Origin of the sequence: Azonexus caeni (genome assembly GCF_048146105.1) — a bacterium.
Taxonomy (GTDB): domain Bacteria; phylum Pseudomonadota; class Gammaproteobacteria; order Burkholderiales; family Rhodocyclaceae; genus Azonexus; species Azonexus aromaticus_B.
The window spans coordinates 191,694-208,245 of sequence record NZ_JBKJAD010000003.1 but is presented as its reverse complement, the minus strand read 5'-3'; the positions used below and the strand labels follow the sequence as shown (position 1 = coordinate 208,245).

General features: G+C 60.1%; 15 protein-coding genes. 1 reads left to right on the top strand and 14 read right to left on the bottom strand.

The genetic code is table 11. From position 1 onward, the window contains the following. Position 1: 1 nt before the first annotated feature. The 7 genes from ACLIIZ_RS06045 to motA form a co-directional block, all read right to left on the bottom strand. Positions 2 to 2,815 (bottom strand): methyl-accepting chemotaxis protein, encoded by a 2,814-nt coding sequence (locus ACLIIZ_RS06045; protein ID WP_416691219.1) that lies wholly within the window; start codon positions 2,813 to 2,815, stop codon positions 2 to 4. Positions 2,816 to 2,839: 24 nt separating this feature from the next. Then, positions 2,840 to 5,197, bottom strand: a complete 2,358-nt coding sequence (locus ACLIIZ_RS06040) for a methyl-accepting chemotaxis protein (protein WP_416691218.1) — start codon at positions 5,195 to 5,197, stop codon at positions 2,840 to 2,842. A 65-nt stretch (positions 5,198 to 5,262) separates the two neighbouring features. Beyond that, a complete protein-coding gene (locus ACLIIZ_RS06035) occupies positions 5,263 to 5,763 on the bottom strand; it encodes a chemotaxis protein CheW (protein WP_416691217.1) in 501 nt (166 codons plus the stop codon). Continuing rightward, the gene (locus tag ACLIIZ_RS06030; protein ID WP_416691216.1) at positions 5,763 to 8,000 is read right to left on the bottom strand and encodes a chemotaxis protein CheW; all 2,238 of its coding nucleotides are present in this window, start codon (positions 7,998 to 8,000) and stop codon (positions 5,763 to 5,765) included. Before ACLIIZ_RS06030 ends, ACLIIZ_RS06035 begins: the two co-directional genes overlap by 1 nt. An 82-nt stretch (positions 8,001 to 8,082) precedes the next feature. After that, positions 8,083 to 8,448 carry a response regulator gene (locus ACLIIZ_RS06025; protein ID WP_416691215.1) on the bottom strand — a complete coding sequence of 122 codons (366 nt, stop codon included), beginning with the start codon at positions 8,446 to 8,448 and terminating at the stop codon, positions 8,083 to 8,085. 84 nt (positions 8,449 to 8,532) lie between these two features. Further along, positions 8,533 to 9,474 carry a flagellar motor protein MotB gene (gene motB / locus ACLIIZ_RS06020; RefSeq protein ID WP_416691214.1) on the bottom strand — a complete coding sequence of 314 codons (942 nt, stop codon included), beginning with the start codon at positions 9,472 to 9,474 and terminating at the stop codon, positions 8,533 to 8,535. 26 nt (positions 9,475 to 9,500) lie between these two features. Continuing rightward, complete coding sequence (gene motA, locus ACLIIZ_RS06015) at positions 9,501 to 10,358, bottom strand: flagellar motor stator protein MotA (protein ID WP_416691213.1); 858 nt, start codon at positions 10,356 to 10,358, stop codon at positions 9,501 to 9,503. 177 nt (positions 10,359 to 10,535) lie between these two features. On the opposite strand from motA, the gene ACLIIZ_RS06010 reads away from it, so the two are divergent. Beyond that, positions 10,536 to 11,066 (top strand): NUDIX hydrolase, encoded by a 531-nt coding sequence (locus tag ACLIIZ_RS06010; RefSeq protein WP_416691212.1) that lies wholly within the window; start codon positions 10,536 to 10,538, stop codon positions 11,064 to 11,066. A gap of 81 nt (positions 11,067 to 11,147) precedes the next feature. On the opposite strand, the gene ACLIIZ_RS06005 is transcribed toward ACLIIZ_RS06010, so the two are convergent. The 7 genes from ACLIIZ_RS06005 to ccoN all read right to left on the bottom strand — a co-directional run bounded on the left by ACLIIZ_RS06005 (position 11,148) and on the right by ccoN (position 16,529). Then, a complete protein-coding gene (locus tag ACLIIZ_RS06005; RefSeq protein WP_416691211.1) occupies positions 11,148 to 11,288 on the bottom strand; it encodes a DUF3149 domain-containing protein in 141 nt (46 codons plus the stop codon). A 26-nt stretch (positions 11,289 to 11,314) separates the two neighbouring features. Further along, positions 11,315 to 11,821 carry a FixH family protein gene (locus ACLIIZ_RS06000; RefSeq protein ID WP_416691210.1) on the bottom strand — a complete coding sequence of 169 codons (507 nt, stop codon included), beginning with the start codon at positions 11,819 to 11,821 and terminating at the stop codon, positions 11,315 to 11,317. A 13-nt stretch (positions 11,822 to 11,834) separates the two neighbouring features. Beyond that, a complete protein-coding gene (gene ccoG / locus ACLIIZ_RS05995) occupies positions 11,835 to 13,247 on the bottom strand; it encodes a cytochrome c oxidase accessory protein CcoG (protein ID WP_416691209.1) in 1,413 nt (470 codons plus the stop codon). Between the two features lie 111 nt (positions 13,248 to 13,358). Beyond that, a complete protein-coding gene (gene ccoP / locus ACLIIZ_RS05990) occupies positions 13,359 to 14,252 on the bottom strand; it encodes a cytochrome-c oxidase, cbb3-type subunit III (protein ID WP_416691208.1) in 894 nt (297 codons plus the stop codon). A gap of 15 nt (positions 14,253 to 14,267) precedes the next feature. Continuing rightward, complete coding sequence (locus ACLIIZ_RS05985) at positions 14,268 to 14,444, bottom strand: cbb3-type cytochrome oxidase subunit 3 (RefSeq protein WP_416691207.1); 177 nt, start codon at positions 14,442 to 14,444, stop codon at positions 14,268 to 14,270. A gap of 5 nt (positions 14,445 to 14,449) precedes the next feature. Next, entirely contained in the window at positions 14,450 to 15,091 is a 642-nt protein-coding gene (gene ccoO, locus ACLIIZ_RS05980; RefSeq protein WP_465221438.1) for a cytochrome-c oxidase, cbb3-type subunit II, read from the bottom strand. Positions 15,092 to 15,101: 10 nt separating this feature from the next. Continuing rightward, a complete protein-coding gene (gene ccoN, locus ACLIIZ_RS05975) occupies positions 15,102 to 16,529 on the bottom strand; it encodes a cytochrome-c oxidase, cbb3-type subunit I (protein WP_416691206.1) in 1,428 nt (475 codons plus the stop codon). Between the last annotated feature and the right edge of the window lie 23 nt (positions 16,530 to 16,552).

Below are 16,552 nucleotides of genomic sequence, written 5' to 3'. Positions count from 1 at the left end.
GTCAGAACTCTTCCCATTCGTCGTCCAGACTGAGCGCCGGCGACGGATTTTTCGACCGCCCCCCCGGCTTGCGTGTCGGCGAAGCCAGGGCCAAGGGCTTGGATACCGGCACCGCCCCCTCGGCCAGCTTGAACACGGCAACCCCACGCGCCATCGATTCCGCCTGCTCTTCCAGGCTCTCGGCGGCGGCGGCCGCCTGTTCGACGAGGGCGGCATTCTGCTGCGTCACCTCGTCCATCTGGCTGATCGCCAGGCTGACCTGCTCGATCCCGGCGCTCTGCTCGCGGCTGGCTTCGGCAATGTCGGTGACGATCCGCGCCACGCGCTTGATGCTGCTCATGATCTCGGTCATCGTCGCCCCGGCCTGGTCGACCAGCTTGCTGCCCGCTTCGACCCGTTCGACCGAATCGGAAATCAGACTCTTGATTTCCTTGGCGGCGGCAGCACTGCGCTGGGCGAGGCTGCGCACTTCGGTGGCGACGACAGCGAAGCCCCGCCCCTGTTCGCCGGCCCGCGCTGCTTCGACGGCGGCGTTGAGGGCAAGGATGTTGGTCTGGAAGGCAATGCCGTCGATTACCCCGATGATGTCGGCGATCCGCGCGCTGGCCTGATTGATCGAGCCCATGGTCTCGACCACCTTGCCGACCACTTCACCACCCTGCTCGGCGATGCGCTGGGCGTTGCCGGCCAGTTCATTGGCCTGACGGGCGTTGCTGGCGTTCTGCTTGACCGTGGCGGTCAACTCTTCCATGCTCGAGGCGGTTTCCTCGAGACTGCTCGCCTGCTCTTCGGTCCGCACCGAAAGATCCTGATTGCCGGAGGCAATCTCCTTCGACGCGACATTGATCGTTTCCGCGGAATACTGGATGCCACCAACCAGTTCGCGCAAGCGCATGACGGTCTGGTTGGCGTCATTCTTCAACTGGCCGAAGGTACCCTGATAATCGGCTTCGACCGTGTGCATCAGGTCGCCGGCGGCGATCCGCGACAACAGCCCGGCGATCTCGCCGACCGCCGAACCGGTGGTTTCCAGCAAGCGGTTGATGCCACGCCCCAGCTCGCGGTAGAAGCCTTCCAGGGCGTCGGCGTCGAGCCTGGCTTCCAGATTGCCGGCGGCGGCGTGCTCGATCAAGTCGGCGACCAGTCGCTGGGCGTTGATCTCGGCGGTGCGGTCCAGCCATTCACCAACGGTACCCAGACGCTCGCCCCGCTCATTGACGATGGGATTGGTGACGACGTTGAAAATCCGCCCGCCGATTTCCATTTCGGTATTGCGCGTGCTCTGCAGTTCGCGCAGACCGCGCAGTGCCGCCTGCGGATCGGCATAGAAATCGCCGATGCTGCTGCCGATGAAACGGTCGACCGAGAAGTTGGGCTGCCGCTCGCGCAGCGCCGGCTCGATCCGCCGCAGCGTGCGCTGCAGGCCCTTGTTGGCGTAGATCACCGTGCCGTCATCGTCGGCGATGCGCAGGTTGGCATTGACGCAATCGAGGGCAATGCGGATGCGCAGGTTGTCGTTGGCCAACTGCTGCGCCTCGGCGACGCTGAAGCCCTGCTGGATCTGCATCGACATCAGCCCCTGCAGCACCTTGCCCATTTCGTCGTCGCGGGAAACATCGACGTTGCTGGTGTAATTGCCGTTCGCCAGTTCGCGGAAGGCGGCGATGACTTCGCCGATCGGCCGGGTGATCGAGCGGGTGATCGCCACCGCGATCCACAAGCCAAGGGCTAGCGCCAGGACGGTCAGGCCAATGCTCCAGGCCAGCGTCGTCGCGTACAGCGCCTGACTGTGGGCGACCAGCGCCCGGGCGCCTTCCTCGCGAGCCAGGAACAATGCATCCGCCTTGGCGGCGGCCTTGGTATAGGCAGGATTGATCTTGTTGAGCAGAATCAGGTTGGCATCGTCAAAACGCCCCTCGAGCAAGGCGGCCTTCGCCGGCAGAAGGCCTTCCTGCACGAAACGCTCGCGCGCCTGCTGGAACTCGGCAGCCATTTCCTGTTGGGCGCCGGCCTCGACATGCTGCTGATAAATTTCCCACTGCCGGCTGATTTCGGCGATGTTGGCATCGATCTGCCGCAGGTGGAACTGGATGTCGTGATCGTGCAGGCTGGCGTAGCCCCCTTGCGGGTTGTGCTGCAGGCTCAGCATGATCTGGCTGCGGTTTTCCGCCATCAGGCGGCCAATCACTGCCAGCGACTGGATCGGCAGGACGCCATCGTCGTTGATGCGCACCGCGCTGTCGTAATTGCGCCCGGCGCCCCAGGCACCGATCCCGGCAACCAGGGCGGTCGCCAGCAGCAAGGTGGCAAAGCCGGCAAACAGCTTCTGCCGCAACGACCAGCCAGCAAACCAGCCAGGACCGCCATTGACCACGGCACCATGGCGAATCCGCAGGCCGCCGGCGCGCCGTTCGCGGAACAGGCGATAGGCGCTTTCTGCCGCGGTCACCTGTTCGCGCGTCGGCCGCCGTCGTACCGACAGGTAACCGACCAGCAGATCGTTCTCCCACAATGGCGTGACGGTCGCCTGGACCCAATAGAAATCGCCGTTCTTGCAGCGATTCTTGACCATGCCGGTCCACGGCCGGCCGGCCTGCAGATCGTGCCAGAGATCGGCAAAAGCCTCGACCGGCATATCGGGATGGCGAACGATGTTATGCGGCTGGCCGAGCAGTTCCGACTCGGCAAAACCGCTGATATCGATGAATGCCTTATTGACGTAGGTGATCAGTCCCTTCGGATCGGTCCGGGAGACGATCAGCGTATCGGCGCCCAGGAGCACCTCGTTCGCAGTGACAGGTTGGTTGTTGCGCATGAATCTGCCTTTCCTGGGAAATGATTAGAACTCGGCCCAGTCGTCAGCCTGGCCGGAGGGCACGGAGACATTAGCGGCGAGCATTTTTTTGGGAAAATCGGCGGTCAGCGCCGCCGCGCGTTGTTTTTTTTCGCCCGGCAAGCGCAGCCCTGACTGACGCGCTGCCACCGTGTTTGCTGGTGCCAACCCGAGTGCCGGAACCACCTCGGCGCCCAGGTGGAAGGCTGCCACCGCAAGCGCCAGTCGCTGCGCCTGACCGCGCAGGCTTTCCGCGGCGGCGGCGGCTTCCTCGACCAATGCGGCATTTTGTTGGGTTACTTCGTCCATCTGATTGATCGCGCGTCCCACCTGCTCGATGCCTGAGCTCTGCTCACGGCTGGCTTCGGAGATTTCCGCCATGAGCCGCGCCACGCCCTGAATGCTGGAAACTATCTCGGTCATCGTCGCGCCGGCCTGATCGACCAGCCGGTTGCCGGCGTTGACCTTGCTAACCGAATCGGCGATCAATGCCTTGATCTCTTTCGCAGCGGCTGCACTACGCTGCGCCAGGCTGCGCACCTCGGTCGCCACCACCGCAAAGCCCCGGCCCTGCTCGCCCGCCCGCGCTGCCTCGACCGCGGCATTGAGGGCAAGAATATTGGTCTGGAAGGCGATCCCGTCGATCACCCCGATGATGTCGGCGATCCGTGCACTCGCCTTCTGGATGGCGCTCATCGTCACCACAACCTGATCGACGACGTTGCCCCCCTGTTCGGCGACGCGCTGCGCTTCGCCCGCCAGGTCGTTGGCGCGCCGCGCATTGTCGGCATTTTGATGCACGGTGCCGGTCAGCTCTTCCATGCTCGACGCCGTCTCTTCCAGACTGGACGCCTGCTGTTCGGTGCGACCGGAGAGATCCTGGTTGCCCTGGGCGATCTCGCGGGCCGCGGTGTTGATCGAGTCGGTGGCTTCCTTGATCGAGAGAACGATTTCGCAGAGACGATCGACGGTGCTGTTGGCGTCGTCGCGCACCTTGCCGAGCAGCCCCTGGTAAGGCGTCTCGATCTTTTCGGTGAGATCGCCCTTGGCCAGGCGGGCGAGCATGCAGCCGACTTCCTCCAGCGCCTGGCCGTTGGCATCGAGCAGGCTATTGACGCCTTCGGCCAGCTTCAGGAAGAAACCGTGCTTGTTGCTGCTGGAGATGCGCCGCGAGAAATCACCGGCTGCCGCCGCGTCGATGATGCCACTGACCTCCTGCTCGATCGCCACTTCCCCGGTCCGGTCCTGCCATTCGATCACCGTGCCGAGACGAGCGCCCTCCCCGCCAATCACCGGCGTCACCACTAGGGCGAAGGTCCGGTTAGCGATCCGGATCACGCTGCGCTGCGGTTCGACGAGCGCGCCGAGCTGCTCGCCGGCGAGCGCCGGGTTCAGCTCGCGAACGGAGAAATCCGCACTGCGGATCGCCGCCGCACGAAACTCGGGCAACTGTTGCTGGATGTCGGCCTCCGCCTCGCGCATCATGCCGAACAAGGCGTCGTTGCCATAGATGATCCGCCCGTCGGGACCGAGCAACATGACGCAGTTGGAACCGACATCGAGTGCCACCTTGATGCGCAGTGCCTCTGCGGCGATCCGCCGCTCGCTGGCGCTGCGCTCCTTGAGGTCGGCCTGCATCCGCGCCAGGGTCCGCAACAGGTGCGCCGGTTCGTCGTCACCGCCCGGTTCGATGCGGTTGTCGAAGTTGCCGGCGGCTACCGACTCCGCCACGTCGACGGCTGCCGACAGCGGGTTGGTGATGCCCCGAGTCACCCAGATACCAGAAGGAATCATCACCACCACCGCCAGGACGATCAAGCCGAACAGCAGGTTCTGCACCGTCGAGCGGATGGTCGCGATTTCTTCGAGCGCACTCGAGGTTTCCGCCTTTTGCGCCAGATTCAGGGTGTCAATGGCTTCCTGCCAGGCCCGGAGACGCGGCCCCAGGTGATTTTCGAAATGACTTTCCAGCACCGGCCGATTCCCCTCGGCGAGCAGCGCAAACAACTGCTTGAGCGAAACTGCCGCATCTTCGCGCAAGGCCGGCAAACGTTCCATCACATCGCGGGCAGCCGGCGGCAGATTGGCGCCGAGCTGCTTTTCGAGCAGTTGCAATTGGGCGAGGCTATCGGTTACGCCTTGCGCCGCTTCGCGCTGGCGGAGCAGCTCTTCGAACAACAGGGCATTGCGCGCATGCAGGCCGAGGCTGTCCACATCGCGGCGCATGGCGCTGGCAAGCTCCATGCCCTGCGCATTATCGACCGCGATCGTCTGCACCTTCTCGCCGATCATCCCCAGGCTGATCAGGGCGACGACGACGAAAGCGATCATCAGCGACAAGGCTCCAACCGTTGTCGCGATCAAGCGGCTGCCAATCCTGAAATTGCGCATGTTCAACATAGCGTCCCCCCTGCTCCCTTATTTGCGGTTCATTCAACTGCGGCTTCGACCAGTTCCATATCCGCGCTGCTCATCAGCCGTTCGATGTCGGTAACGATCAGCATCCGCTGCTCGACACTGGCCAGACCAAGGATGTAACGGGTGTCGAACGAGCCGGAGAAATCCGGCGCCGGCCGGATCTGCGACGACGTCAAGGACAGCACGTCGGAGACGCTGTCGACGACGACACCGATCACCCGACGGGCGATATTGAGGATGACGACGACAGTAAATGGGGTGTATTCGATCTTGCCGAGATTGAACTTGATGCGCAGATCGACAATGGGAACGATGGTCCCGCGCAGATTGACCACCCCCTTGATGAAGGGTGGCGCATTGGCGATCAGGGTCGGCGTCTCGTAGCTGCGGATTTCCTGAACCTTCAGGATGTCGATCGCGTACTCCTCGCAACCCAGGGTAAAGGTCAGGAACTCGCTGGCCACCGAGTCATCCTCCGCCAGCGCGCCTGCCTGCTGCTTGGTGATTTCCATCATTCGCTCCTCAACGGCCCTGCGTCGGCCTTGTGCAGATGATTCCTGGCCATTGTCGCAATGGCCGAGACATCCAGGATCAATGCAACATGACCATCGCCCATGATGGTCGCGCCGGAGATGCCCGGCACTTTCCGGTAATTCGCTTCGAGACTCTTGATCACCACCTGGTGCTGCCCGAGCAGGGCATCGACGAACAGGGCAACGCGGATTCCGTCGGCATCGAGCACCACCATGATGCCCTGGGTGAAGTCGTTCCACACCGACTGCAGCTTGAACATTTCGTGCAGGACGAGAACCGGCAGATATTCGCCGCGTACCTGCACCACCCGCGCCTGATTCGACAGGGTACGGATTTCACCGGGCGTCGGCTGCAGCGATTCGAGCACGTAGGACAGAGGCAGGATGTAGATCTGGTCGCCGACGGCAACCGACATGCCGTCGAGGATCGCCAGCGTCAGCGGCAGACGTACCGTCATCCGGGTGCCGATGCCGGCCATCGAGTCGATTTCGACCCGCCCGCCCATCGACTGGATATTGCGGCGGACGACATCCATGCCGACGCCGCGGCCGGAAACGTCGGTGACCTGCTCGGCGGTCGAAAAGCCGGCTTCGAAGATCAGGTTGAAGACTTCCTGGTCGCTCATCTGATCGGAAACTGGCAGGCCGCGTTCGCGTGCCTTGGCGAGAATCTTGTCGCGCGGCAGGCCGGCGCCATCGTCGCCGACTTCGATGACGATGTTGCCGCCCTGATGGTAAGCCTTCAGGGTGATCGTCCCGACCGGGCTCTTGCCCGCCGCAATCCGCCGCTCCGGCGATTCGATGCCGTGGTCCAGACTGTTGCGGATCAGGTGAGTCAGCGGATCGGCGATGCGCTCAATCAAGCCCTTGTCGAGTTCGGTCGTTTCACCCATCGTCTTCAGCTCGACCTGCTTGCCGAGCTTCGCCGACAGATCGCGGATCACCCGCGGGAAGCGGGAGAAAACGAAGGAGATCGGCAGCATCCGGATCGACATCACCGCTTCCTGCAGATCCCGGGTGTTGCGTTCCAGTTGAGCCAGCCCGGTCACCAAGCGCTCCGGCGCGGCGTCGAGCATCTGCGACGAGGTCTGCAGCAGCATGGCCTGGGTGATCACCAGCTCGCCGACCAGATTGATCAACTGGTCGACCTTCTCGACGCTGACGCGGATCGAGGAATCGTTCGCCGCGTTGGCCGGTGGCGCCTTCTGGCGCGCCTCTCCGTTCGCGACCGCCGGCAAGGACTTCGTCTCGACCGCCGCCTCGCTGGCGGGTATCTCGGCAACAACCGGCGGCGCTGGAAGTGGCGCAAAGAATCCGAAACCTTCGCCGCCCTCGGCGACTGGGGGTGCCTCGACAGGTGCCGGCAAGGGCTCGAAGAACCCGTAGCCGGGGTCCTCTTCCGCCGGCTTCTGGACCGGCAAGGGCTCGAAGAAGCCATAGGCCTCGACCGGCGGCGCGCCGGGTGCATCGGCAAAGATGCCGAAATCGGCGTCATCGGCGGCTGCGGGCTCGGCTTCCCCGACATACCACGCACCACTTTCCGCGACGAAGTCGACCTGATCGGCAAAACTGTCCCGTACCGCCGCCGTCGTCAGCCGCAACAACCATTGGCCGATACTGCCTTCCGGTAGTGGACGCTGGACGATCTCCAGTTCGCCGAGCTTGCGCAACTCGTCGAGAAGATTGCCCAAGCCTACGCCGCTGACCGCCTGAGCAGTCGGCACGAAGCCGATTTCGTAACAGGTCCGGGTTGCCACGGGCGCTGCAGTATCCGTTGCCAGCGGCGCCGGCTCAGGTATCGCGGCGACGGTGGCCGGCACCGCCCTGTTGCCATCGGAAAGCTGACGCAAACGCTGGCATAGCGCATCCACGGCGGCCTGATCGACACTGCCCCGCCCCTGATGGGTATCCAGCATGCTGTGCAAGACATCGCCAGCTTGCAGGCAGGCATCGACCATCTCGGGACGCAAGGCCAGATCCCCTTTGCGGATGCGATCCAGGAGGTTTTCCAGAATATGCGTGGTTTCCGCGAGGTCGGAAAAACCGAAGGTACCGGCGCTGCCCTTGATCGAGTGAGCTGCCCGGAAAATCGCGTTCAGTTGCTCGGCGTCCGGATGCGCAACATCCAGTGCCAGCAACAGAGACTCCATTGCAGCCAGATGTTCTTCGGACTCTTCGAAAAACACCTGGTAAAACTGACTCATGTCGATAGACATGCTTCCTCCTCAAACGCGCGGATGGCGGCGCCGGCTGCGACAATCGCCCCGCGCGAGAAGATTTCAGGCGGACACGGGAGACTCAGCCGATGACTTTGCGCACGACTTCGATCAACTTCTGGGGATCGAAGGGTTTGACCAGCCAGCCGGTTGCGCCGGCAGCGCGACCTTGGGACTTCATCGCGTCTGAAGATTCGGTCGTCAGCATCAGGATTGGCGTGGTGGCATATTGCGGCATCGCCCGAAGGTTGCGGATCAGGTTCAAGCCATCCATGCGCGGCATGTTCTGATCGGTCAGCACCAGATTGATGCTGCGCGACTTGGCCTTGTCCAGACCATCCTGACCGTCCACCGCCTCGACCACCTCGTATCCGGCACTCTTCAATGTAAACGAGACCATCTGGCGGATGGATGCAGAATCATCAACTGCAAGAATGGTTTTGGCCATTTTTTCCTCTAGTTTCAATCACACATTAGCCGCCGCTGACGCCACTCCCCAAGCATCAGCGACCAATACGCCTGTTTCCGGCAACTACTGCGCCCGGAGCTTGTCTGTCCCGGGCAACTCAAGCGCGCCGGGCGAATCGCCATCAATCTCGACTTCGTCGCCGGACTCTTCGTTGAGTATGGCTTTTTCCGTCTGCTGGTTGAGCACCACGATGCTGATCCGGCGGTTGACCGGATTCAGCGGGTCATTCTTGTCGAACAACAGGGTCGATCCGAGACCGACCACGCGCAATACCTTGTGCGCTTCCATCCCACCTGCGACCAGCTCTCGTCGGGAGGCATTGGCCCGATTCGCCGATAGTTCCCAGTTGGAAAAGCCCTGGACGCCGCCGACGAAAGGTGCGGCGTCAGTATGGCCAGCCAGGCTGATGCGGTTGGAAACACCGTTGAGTGCCTGGCCAATCTGCCGCAGCAGATCGCGAGTATAGGGCTTGACCACATCGCCACCGGAATCGAACATCGGCCGATTCTGCTCGTCGACGATCTGGATGCGCAGCCCTTCGGAAGTTATGTCGAGCAGCAACTGCTTCTTGAACTGCGCCAATTGCGGGCTGCGTTCGATCATTTTCTCGATTTCGGTCTTCAGCTGCTCCAGACGCTCGCGCTCCTTGCGCTGGAACTCGAGCTTGGCCTCCTTGGAAAAACTTGTCCGCTTGGCCTCGATATCCCCTTTTTTCACCTGCCCTGACTGCCGGGTCAGGTCCTGGCCGCCGCCCTTGAGGATGCTGGTTGCATCGCCGGAACCATCGCCCCCTGACATTGCGACTTTCATCGGATTCTGGAAATAATCGGCAATGCCCTGCAAATCCCCCTTGGCCGTGGAACCCAAAAGCCACATGAGCAGAAAGAAAGCCATCATCGCAGTGACGAAGTCGGCGTAGGCGATCTTCCAGGCACCGCCGTGGGCGCCACCAGCGACAACCTTCTTGCGCTTGATGATTATCGGGCGGGTGGAGTCGTCACTCATCGTGTTCCATTCTGCAAGGCTCGGCCTTATTTGCCCTTGCGAGCCTTCAGCTCTTCCTCGAGTTCGCTGAAACTGGGGCGATCGTGGGCGCCAAGCGTCTTGCGTCCGAACTCGATGGCGACCTGCGGCGCATAGCCCGACATGGAAGCCAGCAGAACCATCTTGATGGTCTTGAAAATCGTCCCCGACTCCTGCGCGCGCTGGTCGAGCAAACCCGCCACCGGCGCGACAAAGCCGTAGGAAACCAGAATACCGAGGAAGGTACCGACCAGCGCACCGCCAATCATCTTGCCCAGGACCGCAGGCGGCTCGCCCACCGACCCCATGACGTTTACCACCCCCATCACCGCGACAACGATACCGAAAGCCGGCGTCGCGTCCGCCACCTTGGAAACCACGTGGGCAGGTTCGACCGCTTCATGGTGATGGGTTTCGAGCTCGACATCCATCAAGCTTTCGATCTCGACGGTATTGAGATTGCCGCCCACCATCATGCGCAGGTAATCGGTCATGAATTCGAGAACATGGTGATCGGCAACGATATTCGGATACTTGCCGAAGATCGGGCTGGACTCGGGGTTTTCGACATCCCCTTCGATCGACATCAGCCCCTCCTTGCGAACTTTCGAAAGAATTTCGAAGAGCAAGGCCAATGCGTCCACGTAGTAGGCCTTGTTGTAAGGAGAACCTTTCAGGACCCCGGGCACGGCGGCAACGGTCGCCTTGATCACCTTGATGTTGTTGCCGGCAACGAAACCGCCGATGGTCAAACCAATGATGGCCAGATATTCAAGGGGAACCCACAGCGCCAGCAGGCTGCCGTGCACGGAGTAAGTACCGAGCGAAGCAGCCAGGATGATGACATAGCCGACGATCAAAAACATGTAGAACCCCTTTTAGCGCCGCTCACGACCTTACGGCTGACCCGTTTATTGGTTGCCGCTATTGTAGCCACAGGCCTTCGCGAAGCGCAAAGGAAGTATAAGCATATCCGTGATGTACACAGGGTCAGCAATTTTCACAGTGATAGACTCGTGGGATCGAGTCAGCTCCTTCACACCATGTCCTTCTGCATCGCATGCGGCACTCAAGCCATCCGCCGGATACCCGACGGCGACAACCTCCCTCGCCTGGTCTGCCCCGCGTGCGGTCACATCCATTACGAGAATCCCCGTCTGATCGTCGGCTGCATTGCCGAATGGGAGAACCGAATCCTGCTTTGCAAACGGGCAATTGAACCGCGCCTCGGCTACTGGACGCTGCCTGCCGGCTTCATGGAGAACGGTGAAAGCACTTGCGAAGCAGCAATCCGCGAAACCTGGGAAGAAGCCGGCGCCAGGGTAACGATCGACGCCGCGTTCGCGATGGTCAATATCGCCCACATCAATCAGGTTCATCTGTTTTATCGCGGCAAGATGTCCGATGGCGCATTTTCTGCCGGCGAAGAAAGTCTTGAGGTAAGACTATTCGAAGCGTCGGAAATCCCCTGGAATGAAATCTCCTTCCGCAGCGTCCGCAGTTGCCTCGAAACCTACCTAAGAGAACGCAATCACGGCAACTACGGCTTTCACGAATTCTCGCTCACGCCCTGACTCCCGCAAGCGACCACCAACGCAAGAAAAATCCCCGCGGCCGAATCGGCGACGGGGATTTTCCGGATGGCACCGAGGCGCTTACTTGCCTTTGGCGTTCAACTCTTCGTTCATCTTGCTCGAGTAGACCTTGCCCATGTAGGCACCGATCACGACGACGCCCACGATGACGACCAGACTCATCAAGCCGATATCACTCGTAAACAACAGATTCCAAGCCATAAATCACCTCCCAATCACAAAAACAATCAATCCGCCTTTGCATTCAAGCGTAGCGGCTCGTCAAGACTGGCATGCCACTCCCCATGAAGACGCCATTGCCCCGCAGGATCTTCAAGTGTGACATACCAGCGTCCGGCCACTTCACTGGCCAGCACTCCTCCAAAGAAACCCGCCCCTTCGGATTTCATTTCGATCAGTTGATCCTTTACGTTCAGTGTCGGGTGCGCCAGACGCAGAGTCAGGACCTCGGGCATGGCAAGCCCCTCCCGGGTTGTCACCAGCAGGCGCAAATTCTGTCCGGAGCGCATCAGGTCGGCGTGCAAGCCCAGCTTGCTTGCCTCGTGGTCACGCTGCAAGCGCTGGTTAACCGCCAAGCCCTGCTTGTAATAGTCGTCGGTCACCAGACCATCGTTGCTGACCACCGCCAACCAGATGGTGACGATCGCGGCAATGATCACAAGGCCGGGGCCAAGCATCAACAACCACGGCCAAGGCTCCTTGTACCAAGGTTTGCCATCATTTTTCAGTGTCATGCTTGCGCTCATGTCAGGGCATCAGGAAAGAGGCTTTTTCACGCACGGCAATCTTGTCGTCGCTTTCGGCCTTGATGTTGAAATAGATCGTGTTCGCCCCCTTCTGACCGGACTCCGGCGGGACGCGTACGACCACGGTGGATTCGTGGTTCTTGGCGCTTTCAACCTCAACCACCAGCTCATCTTCGGCAAGTTTCACGCCGGCAAGGCCGTCAACCGTAACTCGGTAGCGCTGCGAAGCCTCAGTGGTATTCATGAACTTCAGGTTGTAAACATTCTCGATCGAGCCATCGTCCGCTTCCCGGGAAAGAACCGAGCGGTCACGGATGACGTCGACCATCAGCGGCACCCGGTTGGCGAGTGACCACGCCGCCGCCAAACAGATCAGCAGCAGGATGGCCGAGTAAAGGATGATGCGGGGGCGCAAAATATGCCCCATCACCTCGGATGCCCCAAAATGCTTGGCCAGCGCGTTCTCGGTTGTATAGCGGATCAGCCCACGGGGCTTGCCGATCTTGTCCATCACGGGATCGCAGGCGTCAATACAGGCACCGCAGCCGATGCACTCGTATTGAATTCCCTTGCGGATGTCGATCCCGGTCGGACAAACGACGACACACAGATTGCAATCGACACAGTCCCCCAGCTTCTCGTTGTCGCCCCCTTTCTTTCTCGCCCCGCGGGGCTCGCCACGCTCGGGATCGTAAGTGATCACCAGCGTATCGGGGTCGAACATCACGCCCTGGAAACGAGCGTACGGGCACATGTACTTGCACACCTGCTCCCGCAGGAAACCCGCCTGCATGTAACAGAAGCCGGCGTAGAAAAGCGTCCAGAACAACTCCCAACCGGAGAGATCAAAGGGGAAGGCCGCCAGCAACTCGCGCATCGGCGTGAAATAAGCCACCAGAGTAAACCCGGTCCACAGGGAGAGCACCAGCCACAACGCATGCTTCAAGACCTTGCGCCCCAACTTGTTGGGCGTCATCGGTCCCTGATCGAGCTTCATCCGCGATGAACGGTCGCCTTCGATGCGGTTTTCGATCCACATGAAGATTTCGGTATATACCGTCTGCGGACATGCATAGCCACAGAACAAGCGCCCGGCGATTGCGGTGAACAGGAACAGGGCGTAGGCAGAAACGATTAGCAGCACCGCCAGATAGAAGACATCCTGCGGCCACAACACCAATCCAAACAGGTAGAACTTGCGCTCCACTAGATGGAACAGGATCGCCTGGCGATCGTTCCACATCAACCACGGCGTCCCGTAGAAGAGGATTTGCGTCAGCCAGACAAAAACCCAGCGCCATGTTGCCCACCACCCCTTCACTTCCCGGATGTAAATTTTCCGGTGTTTCTCGTAAAAGGATGCCTTCGCCAAATTCGCCCCGTTTTCGGGCTTGTTCTCTTCTTTGGAGTTCATTGAAGCCTCTTTATCAGAATGATGCTGCTCCGCACAACACCATTTTGATAAGTATGCCTTGAGCCAGACGAAAAAGGGGAGGCCATCCGGCCTCCCCCTGACAGTCGCCGATTACTTGGCGCTGAGGCTGGTCACGTAAGCAGCCAGCAGATGGACCTTGGCGTCGCCGAGGAAGTCCTTCCAGGCCGGCATCTTGTTGGTACGACCATTGGTGATGGTTTCGATGATGGTCGCTTCGGAAGAGCCATACAACCAGATCTTGTCGGTCAGGTTCGGCGCACCCAAGGCCTGCATGCCGTGAGCGTCAACACCGTGGCAACCGACACAGCCCGCTTCGTTGAAAGCAGTCTGGCCCTTGCCGGCGCGGACCGCGTCATGCGGCAAGCCGGACAGCGAACGAACGTAGTTGGCGAGATCCTTGATGGTTTCACCACCCAACTGGGCGTGCGGAGGCATCACCCCCATACGGCCAGCAGAGATGGTCTCAACAATCTGTGTGGACTCACCACCCCATTGCCAATCGCTGTCAGTCAGGTTGGGGAAGCCCTTCGCACCGCGTGCATCAGCACCATGGCATTGCATGCAGTAGGTAAGGTAGAGGCGCTTGCCCATTTCCATGGCTTGCTTGTCGCCAGCAACCGCCTTGACGTCCATCGCCAGATACTTGTCGTAAAGCGGCTTGACAGCGGCGTCCATCTTGGCCACTTCAACCGTATGCTGGCCAGCAGAAGTCCAGCCGAGCATGCCCTTGAAATTGCCAAGCCCAGGATACAGAGCCAGGTAAACCAGCGCGAAGATCACGGTGATGACGAAGAGCCAACTCCACCACTTCGGCATCGGGTTGTTGTACTCCTCCAGGGTTTCATCCCAGACGTGGCCGGTAGGCACACCCGGGGTAAAGGTTGCTTTACTTTGCAGGAGCAGGAAGACCCAGCATCCCACAACACTGACCAGCACGATCACAATGACGTACAGGTTCCAAAATTGGCTAACGAAATCGCTCATTTGCTTTCCTTTATTTCAGCGCCGGTGCGACGCGTTTTCCGCCGCACCGTCATCATCATCCTCTGCGAACGGCAGCTTGGCAGCCTCGTCGAACCCCTTTCGACTGCCCTTTCCGTAAGCCCACCCAACGATCGCCAGAAAGCAGAGCAAGCCGGCAACCGTAATGATGGAACGCAGATCGTTGATGTCCATGGCCATTACTTCATCGAGCTCAGTGCCGTACCCATACCCTGCAGGTAAGCAATCAGAACGTCCATTTCGGTCATGTCACCAATCGCGGCCTTGGCACCCTTGATATCGGCATCGGAATAGGTCGGCAGGTTACGCATGTTCGCGAACATCTGCATGACCTGCATCTTCTTCTCGATATCGGCACCAACCGTGGTCTTGGCCTTGGTATTGGCCAGGAAAGCGAAGGCGGGCATGTTGGATTCCGGCACGACGTCACGCGGATTCATCAGGTGGGCGCGTTGCCATTCATCCGAATAACGACCGCCGACACGATGCAGGTCCGGACCGGTACGCTTGGAACCCCACTGGAACGGATGGTCATAAACATACTCACCCGCCACCGAGTAGTGGCCATAGCGTTCAGTTTCGGCGCGGAAGGGACGAATCATCTGCGAATGGCAAAGATAGCAACCTTCCCGGATATAAACATCGCGACCGGCAAGACGAACAGCGTCATAAGGCTTGGTGCCTTCCACCGGCGTCGTCGTGGACTTCTGGAAGAAGAGCGGAACGATTTCCAGCAGACCACCGACGCTGACCACCAAAAGGGTCAGAACGATCAGCAGGGCAACGCTCTTTTCAATTTGTTCGTGTTTCAACATTGTTATCTCTCCCAAATCAGGCGTGATGACCAGCCGGAGCGATCACCGGCACATCCTGAATCTTGCCACCGGCCATGGTCTTGAACATGTTGTAAGCCATGATCAGCATGCCCAACAGGAACAGAACGCCCCCCAGCCAACGGATCGCCCAGAACGGGTAAGAACCCTTGACCGACTCGACGAAGCTGTAAGCCAGCGTGCCGTCGGCGTTGACCGCACGCCACATCAGGCCCTGCATCACACCGGCGATCCACATCGAGGCGATATAGAGAACGGTACCAATGGTGGCAATCCAGAAGTGAGCCGTAACCAGCGACGTGCTGTACATCTCCTTCTTGCCAAACAGGCGCGGCAGCAGGTAATACATCGCACCGATCGAAACCATGGCCACCCAGCCGAGCGCACCTGAGTGAACGTGACCAACGGTCCAGTCGGTGTAGTGGGAGAGCGCATTGACGGTCTTGATCGACATCATCGGGCCTTCGAAGGTAGACATACCGTAGAAGGAGAGCGAGGTAATCAGGAACTTCAGGATCGGATCATCGCGCAGCTTATGCCAGGCACCCGACAGCGTCATGATGCCGTTGATCATGCCACCCCACGACGGCGCCAGCAGGATCAGCGAGAACAGCATACCGACGGACTGGGTCCAATCAGGCAGCGCGGTGTAGTGCAGGTGGTGCGGACCCGCCCACATGTAGGTGAAGATCAGCGCCCAGAAGTGCACCACCGACAGACGGTAGGAATACACCGGACGACCAGCCTGCTTCGGCACGAAGTAGTACATCATGCCGAGGAAGCCGGCGGTCAGGAAGAAGCCGACCGCGTTGTGGCCGTACCACCACTGGACCATCGCATCTTGAACCCCTGCATACATGGAGTAGGACTTGGTCAGTGTGACCGGCATTTCCATGCTGTTGAAAATATGCAGCAGCGCGATGGCGATGATGAAGGCGCCGTAGAACCAGTTAGCCACGTAAATATGCGAGGCCTTGCGAACGGCGATCGTTCCAAAGAACACCAGCGCGTAAGCAACCCAGACCAAGGTGATCAGGATGTCGATCGGCCACTCAAGCTCGGCATATTCCTTGCCGGTGGTAATACCCAGCGGGAAGGAAAGCGCAGCCAAGACGATGATCAGTTGCCAGCCCCAGAAGGTGAAGGGAACCAAGGGGCCACCCCAGAGGCGGGCATGGCTGGTACGCTGAACGCACCAATAAGACGTTGCAAAAAGCGCAGAACCACCAAACGCAAAGATCACCGCGTTGGTATGCAACGGACGCAGGCGCCCGAAGTGCAACCACGGGCCGATATTCAACTCCGGCCAGACAAGTTGTGCTGCAATAATGACACCGACCAGCATGCCGACGATGCCCCAGATGACGGTCATGAAGGCGAATTGCCGTACGACCTTATCATTGTATGTGGTTTGTGTTCCAGACATGAACCCACCTCTCGTTAATAAAA